Raw genomic sequence first — 6507 nt, 5'->3', positions numbered from 1 at the left:
CATTAATTTCCTGCATAAAACGAGCAAAGTTTTTTTGATCCTTAAATGACGGAAATTCACCAAGGAGAACCTTAGCGGCTTGTTTGCCGTTTCCTCCATGACGCTGCAAAAGTAAAATTGACTTTTGCGCAGCTGGGTTAGCAAATAATTCACTTGGCAAATTGACGAATCCTTGAAGGTAGGCAACTGAATGAATCCACTTAACAAATCCCTCTGTTTCTTTCGTTTGAAATAAACTACTTGGAACAAGAAAAACGCCAAAACTACCTGGCTTTAAATAATTCATCGATTGTTCAATTAACAGGTGATGGATATACGAATGTCCTTTTTTTGCCCGTGTTTGATAATCCTTAGTATTATCATCAAGCGGATAATAACCTATTGGTAAATCACTAACTGCTAAATCACACTGTGGAATATCCAAAGCACCAACAGCATCTTGATGGAATAAATCCACATTAGCATACTGCAATGCAACATTAACACTGGCTACACTAAGCATTGAATCATCATTGTCAATCCCAAAGCCTTTGATGTTATCATGTTCATCTTTGTCAAGCTGGTTAATGACAGTCGTTAATAAGTTAGCTGTCCCCACCGCGGGATCGAAAATTGTTTCAAGCTTTGTGTTTTGAGTTACCTTTTCAATCAAGAATGCCATCAAAAGGCCAATTGTATCTGGCGTCATTTGATGATTTGCCTGAATTGCATCTTTTCGAATAACTTTCAAAAAGCTTAACTGAATTAATTGACGAATTGCTTCTGCTTTAACATTTTTAAGATCAAGTTGCTGGTAGATCTTCTCCAGTTTTTCTTGAGTCTCTTTATCAGGAACACCATCCTCTACCCGAACAGTATTGTCATCAATAATGTTCTCTGCATTCTCTAGCATTGCGTCTAAATAAGAACAATTTAACGCAGACTGTAAAAGCATCGTTCCCTGATCAAACAACTCAAATAGTTTTTGAACTGATTGCTGTGACAGTGCAGGTCACCTCCATTACATTACAATCATCTTTAAGTTTAACGATTCTGTCTATTAAATTCAAGGTAACGCTTTACTAACGAACATTATTTAACGAATTAAGTTAAAATAGGCCTATTTGTTCCTAAAATTGTGAACTTTTTCCTTTGTACAATTATCTGCTCTATTCAAGTTTTCTCTAATCTGATCCTGCAGTTTTAACATTAATTCACGATTAACTGTTAATTGCTGTTTTTGATACTGAAATTCAAAAACTACCACTCCAGTTGAAAGCATCAATAAAATTAGACTAATTAATATTGCATAGCCCGCCCTCATTCTGACAGTTTGTTTTTTCATAGAACTTCACTACTCCTAATATCGGTTGTCCATTTTTGCGTTCTGCCTTTACCGCAACTCGCGAACCAGTCAACTCACTAAACAATACTGATCCTGGTTTAATATCATCAAAAAGGAGCATATAGCCTCCATGATTTTCACGACTTAGGTATAAACGATCTGTTGCGTGTAATTCATAAGTTAATCCGGAACGCTGGCTTGTTAACCATAATTTTTGTTGTTCGACTCGCTCAAGTATAAATTGATGATCTGCTGATTCTAACTCTGTTAAGCAAACATACCAATCAAGTGGCTGGGCGCTCGACCGAACAGTCGCCGATTTAATAACCCTAATCTGAAGTGAAACCAGGGTAGTAATCAGTGCCATAATAATTAATGCAATTAAGCACTCTAATAGGGTAAAGCCTTTTTTCCTTCTCATTTTCTGACCTCTAAAATTATTTGATCATCAAGAGATACTACTACCTTCTTTTCAGAAGCAATTGCATTTAACTCATCACGTCTTAGATAAACTGGCCGCTGAGTTGCTACTAACTCATCAGTGGCTTCTTTGGCAATCCGATGTGCTGCCAGATTAATATATTGTTGTTTAGTTTGGCGTACTAAACACTGATGACAAATTAAGGTAAACGTAATCCCTAAGGAAATGATTGTTAATGCAATTAAGCTGTCCGCTAAAATAAATGCATGGTGTTTATTTTTCCTCAATCCGATACCCTCCCCAGGCCAACTGAATTCGCATCAAATATCTCCGCCCATTGATTGACGATTGAAACTCCTGTGTTCGTGGCTTAGTATAGCCATTTTCGTGCATTTTAAAGTCATCAAATTTTCTAACAAGGATGGTTTCCGGTATATCTAATTTACCCTTAACCAGCTTTTGTTGATCACGCCAATCAAATTCTATTTGATAACTTACAGGATCAAAAGTCACCATTGTTTCAATATGTTTTGTTTTTGAACGAACCTGAGCTGCTTGCCATGATTGACGAAAATCATTCCAAAATTCGTGTTCTGCTACCACCTGTCGACTCCGAATCAGGTTAGGAAAGGAAAAGGTGATAATTACAACAGATAATATCAAGACAATAATTGTTTCAAGCATGGTAAAAGCTTCTTTTTTCACCGCTTAATGACCTTTCCATCCACAATTACAATATGTTGTTCATGAGCTTTCTTTACTTGGGCAGCCGTCAAGTATCTGGCATCTCTCAACTCTTCTAGGCTGACATTCTCGTTACCACCGTCATTTGCGTATTCATCAACTTGGGTCTGCACAACCGAAACCATTGCATCACGGTGAATTCTTTTAGCACTTTTCCGCTGAGCCGTTAGATTAGGTAAAACAATCAAAATTAACAAGCTAATAATAAAAAGGACAATTGACATTTCTAATAATGTAAATGCTTCTCGTTTTCGTAACATTAAACCACCCCCTGCATTGAATAGTAAATTGGCAACAACAGTCGTAAATAAAGTCCAATAATGATTAACGCAATCATGCTAAAAATAATTGGCTGAATAAGTGCTAATAATCGCTCAATTCGTCTAGTTAATCGAGTAAACAAAATATTAGCTAAAGCTGTTAAATCACTACCTAGATCTGATAAGGTCGACCCTTTCGCCACAATTATTTTTAGTTCTCCCGGTAAAAATTGTGCACGCCTAAACGGTTCCGTTAATCCGTATCCCTGGTTAACCGCAGTTCTTGTAATTTCCCCTAGCATTGATAAGAAGCTTTGCTCAGAGTTTTCACTAACAATTGCGCAAATTTCTTTAATCGTTAATCCATGGCGAATCATCATTGCAAGATTAGTGACCACATAGTAGCCGTAAAACAGTTGGTAACACTTGCCAATTACTGGTAAGGAACATAATGCATTGATCCTTTGTAACTGATCTAATTTCAGCCACCGCAGTCCTACTAGTAAGCTTGTCACTAATATTCCTCCACTAAGATAGGCAATTATTTCTAATAAATAATAATCAGCCCAGTTTTGTGAATTTCCCGTTCCCCATTGAGATAGCTCGGGAAAAACAAATATTTTTAACGTTACCATTAAACTCACCAATAACCCCAGTAAGATTAACGGATACTGTAATAATGTCATTAATTTTTGGCGTTGTTTTTCTTGATGAAGCATCAACTTGCCAATTTCTTGCAAACATTCTTCTAAGCTCCCGTGCTGTTCTGCAAAAAGCAACTGGTAATATAAATTTGGCTTTATATGCGGTTTTAAACACTCGGCAAATGATTTGCCATCTTGCATTGCTAAATTAATTTCCTGAAAAAGAATTTGGTGTCTTTTTAAAATTGCTCCTGAAAATTCAATCGCATGGCGAAGGGAAAAACCGCTCCTTAATAAGTCAGCAATTAGTAACAACCATTCTGCTTGAGCACAATAATTAAATTTAGCCGTTTTTAAGTTTTTCATAATTTGCCACTGAAATTTTCTCTTCTTCCCGTAATTTTTTAAGCCGTTGCTGCCAAGCATTACTCATCCCCCGCATTCCTTGTCCTTCAATTACCGTTGATAATTCTTTTCCACTTAATACATCAAATAAAACGGCACTTCCTTCACGAAGAGGAAGCAATCTCTGGTAACAAATCCCCGTTAATCCGTGGTGAAGGTAATATTTTTCAACTCCCAACTGTTGCATTCTAGCAACTACTCCGTAAGCATTTGTTGCATGAACCGTCGCTAAGACAAGGTGTCCACTAAGAGCCGCTTGAATTGCTAGTTTTGCCGTTTGCGGATCACGAATTTCACCAATAATAAAGTCATCTGGTCGGTGTCGTAAACCAACTTTTAATAACTCTTGGTACCCCATTGCTGCCTTATCATTGACCTGTAACTGCAGAAATGCTGCTTCTTCAATTTCAACGGGATCTTCAATTGTCATTACCAGCTCTTCCCTTGCAAGTTCTTTGGCTAACCGATACATTGTCGTTGTTTTTCCCGATCCCATCGGTCCTGCAAAGAGGATTAAACCGCGTGATCGAGTTAGTTTAGTAATCATTTCCCACTGTTCCGGTCGATTTACCCGGTAATCAATATCTTTTAATGGATAAATAAAGCGAATAACCATTGATTCTTGCGCTCGATAATTTCCGACGGTCGATAAACGCACATCAATTGCTTCATCACGGTTAATCTGCCATTTAAGTGCACCAATTTGGGGACGACGGTGTTCACTCATAATCATATTGCCGCGATATTTAAAATAGGCGATCATCTGCTGCCCCTCATCCGCACTCAACTCTTCAACAACACTTTTTTTGCCTTGGACACAAGCTAGAATCCGGTAATGGTTCTGGTAAGGAAGAATAAATAGGTCAGAACTCCGGTTTCCAATCGCCTTATTCACCAGTTTTCGAAACTTTTCCATTTTGTCACCTCCAATATAAAAGAACGGAATTTAATTCAAATTCTATTTTTTAAAAATAAAAAACGATCAAGATCGTCCCCTTAATTCTCGATCTTGATCGTCAATTTCTTTTCTGCAGCATATATTATTTTCAGCTTCTATTACTGCTATTCAGCATCTTCTGGTAGCTGACCAGCTTCATAGATATCCGCAACATCATCGTTAGCAGTTAATTCGTCAATAAGGTGGTTATATTGCTTAACCTTATCTTCTGGAACTACAGTCCGGTTTTGTGGAATCATGGTTACTTCAGCGGTATCCAATTCGTAACCCTTTTCTTGTAAGGCATCACGAACACTAGTCATATTACTTGGATCAGTGAAGATTTGGAACTTTTCGTCAGTTGCCTTCATGTCATCTGCACCTGCATCAAGTGCATCCATTAACATATCATCTTCACTCTTATCAAGGCCATCACGAAGGACTTCAATTAATCCCTTCCGGTCAAACATATATGAAACTGAACCACTAGCGCCTAGTGAGCCACCCGCATGAGTAAATGCTGAACGAACCGCTGCAGCAGTCCGGTTCTTGTTATCAGTCAAAGCAGATACCATTACTGCAACACCACCTGGGGCGTATCCTTCATAGGTAACTTCTTCAAACTTTGCGCCACCGATACCAGAAGCCTTAGCAATTGCCCGATCAATGTTCTTCTTTGGCATGTTAGCAGCGTGTGCCTTATCAATTACCAAACGTAATTGAGCGTTGTTCGCTGGATCAGGGTCACCTGCTTTAGCTGCTTGGTATAAATCACGTGAAATCTTTTGGAAAATCTTACCACGCTTAGCATCTTGGGCGTTTTTCCGTCCCTGAATGTTATGCCATTTTGAATGTCCTGACATTACTGACTCCTCTTTTCTTAATTAATGTGATAAACAGGTAGATTTTAGCAGATCTCCTTCTGAAATTCAAGGTCACCGTCTTTTTAAGACTCCCCTAACTATTCGCCAACCAAATAAAATAACCGTGAATATTAGGAGAACTAACCAAGAACCGATTGCTTGGGAATGAAAATCCGTCCCTAGCTGAGCTGTAAAGGAGCTAAAATCTGGATAATTACTACCGATCTGGTTGATAAGTGCTCCCAAACCAAGGATTAAAACATAAGTAATTAACGAACTCCACAAGCCAACCCACGAAAACGAGCGAATAAAATACTTCCTCAAAACCGCAACCAGGATCATAATTCCTAAGCCAATTGCGGAAATTAAGGCAACTACATGATCAACTGTTTTGGCAATTGAGATCATACTAGTAAATTGTTTAACCTGTGAAGTATTTAACTGACTATTAATTGCACTCGCAACTTCATCGCTAACATCAGAGGTCATTGAATTAGTAACCTCTGCAGATATTCCATACCTTGCTGCCGTTTGTGAGGCTGAGTTGCCAACATTATTTATTACCGGTTGCAAGTTAAGGTTAATCTCTTTTCCTGAATAAACCTGATCAACAGCTTGGGTAACCAGTTTATTTGCCTCTTTATCGGATAAGGCTGTCGTTGAAATTCCATACTGCGATAGGTTACTATTTACGGTTTCCATTAACGTTGACGATAAGTTTGAACGAGAGATTTCGTGGTTAACAAACCGCGCATTTAAGAGTGTTTGGTTTAGCATTAACGAAAGCATTAACAAGACAACTAAAATTGTCCCCCAAACAATCGTTAGCGGATGACGATGTGGCTTTTCCGAACTACTACTTAGCTTTTCTTGCTGTTTACGACGAATTGCACTTCGCGTTTCCACGAT

9 protein-coding genes are annotated in these 6507 nt (G+C 38.2%); all 9 read right to left on the bottom strand.

From position 1 onward, the window contains the following. A partial coding sequence (locus tag HMPREF0549_RS07890; RefSeq protein ID WP_003717757.1) for a class I SAM-dependent methyltransferase occupies positions 1–934 on the bottom strand: 934 nt, incomplete at its 3' end. A 340-nt stretch (positions 935–1274) separates the two neighbouring features. Then, positions 1275–1745, bottom strand: a complete 471-nt coding sequence (locus HMPREF0549_RS07880; protein WP_003717755.1) for a type II secretion system protein — start codon at positions 1743–1745, stop codon at positions 1275–1277. Beyond that, positions 1742–2032 (bottom strand): hypothetical protein, encoded by a 291-nt coding sequence (locus HMPREF0549_RS07875; RefSeq protein WP_003717754.1) that lies wholly within the window; start codon positions 2030–2032, stop codon positions 1742–1744. Before HMPREF0549_RS07875 ends, HMPREF0549_RS07880 begins: the two co-directional genes overlap by 4 nt. Then, entirely contained in the window at positions 2019–2429 is a 411-nt protein-coding gene (locus HMPREF0549_RS07870) for a hypothetical protein (protein ID WP_040531691.1), read from the bottom strand. Before HMPREF0549_RS07870 ends, HMPREF0549_RS07875 begins: the two co-directional genes overlap by 14 nt. Before the next feature lie 17 nt (positions 2430–2446). Next, positions 2447–2749 (bottom strand): competence type IV pilus major pilin ComGC, encoded by a 303-nt coding sequence (comGC, locus tag HMPREF0549_RS07865; protein WP_003717752.1) that lies wholly within the window; start codon positions 2747–2749, stop codon positions 2447–2449. Next, on the bottom strand, positions 2749–3759 hold the full coding sequence (gene comGB / locus HMPREF0549_RS07860) for a competence type IV pilus assembly protein ComGB (RefSeq protein ID WP_003717751.1): 1011 nt from the start codon (positions 3757–3759) through the stop codon (positions 2749–2751). Before comGB ends, comGC begins: the two co-directional genes overlap by 1 nt. Further along, entirely contained in the window at positions 3737–4714 is a 978-nt protein-coding gene (comGA, locus tag HMPREF0549_RS07855) for a competence type IV pilus ATPase ComGA (RefSeq protein ID WP_003717750.1), read from the bottom strand. The genes comGB and comGA overlap by 23 nt, the downstream gene beginning before the upstream one ends. A gap of 146 nt (positions 4715–4860) precedes the next feature. Then, positions 4861–5598, bottom strand: coding sequence for a YebC/PmpR family DNA-binding transcriptional regulator (locus HMPREF0549_RS07850; protein WP_003717749.1), 738 nt, complete (start codon positions 5596–5598; stop codon positions 4861–4863). Positions 5599–5670: 72 nt separating this feature from the next. Further along, complete coding sequence (locus tag HMPREF0549_RS07845; RefSeq protein WP_040531688.1) at positions 5671–6504, bottom strand: hypothetical protein; 834 nt, start codon at positions 6502–6504, stop codon at positions 5671–5673. Positions 6505–6507 lie beyond the last annotated feature (3 nt).

The sequence above is a fragment of the Limosilactobacillus vaginalis DSM 5837 = ATCC 49540 genome, assembly GCF_000159435.1.
In the GTDB taxonomy this organism is placed as follows: domain Bacteria; phylum Bacillota; class Bacilli; order Lactobacillales; family Lactobacillaceae; genus Limosilactobacillus; species Limosilactobacillus vaginalis.
The sequence above is the reverse complement of the archived record's forward strand: the minus strand, read 5'-3'. Positions and strand labels throughout refer to the sequence as shown.

Excerpts from the sequence above, each read along its gene's own strand:
- comGB (WP_003717751.1), bottom strand. The coding sequence starts at position 3,759 with ATGAAAAACTTAAAAACGGCTAAATTTAATTATTGTGCTCAAGCAGAA.
- HMPREF0549_RS07880 (WP_003717755.1), bottom strand. The coding sequence starts at position 1,745 with ATGAGAAGGAAAAAAGGCTTTACCCTATTAGAGTGCTTAATTGCATTA.
- HMPREF0549_RS07850 (WP_003717749.1), bottom strand. The coding sequence starts at position 5,598 with ATGTCAGGACATTCAAAATGGCATAACATTCAGGGACGGAAAAACGCC.
- comGC (WP_003717752.1), bottom strand. The coding sequence starts at position 2,749 with ATGTTACGAAAACGAGAAGCATTTACATTATTAGAAATGTCAATTGTC.
- comGA (WP_003717750.1), bottom strand. The coding sequence starts at position 4,714 with ATGGAAAAGTTTCGAAAACTGGTGAATAAGGCGATTGGAAACCGGAGT.
- HMPREF0549_RS07870 (WP_040531691.1), bottom strand. The coding sequence starts at position 2,429 with ATGCTTGAAACAATTATTGTCTTGATATTATCTGTTGTAATTATCACC.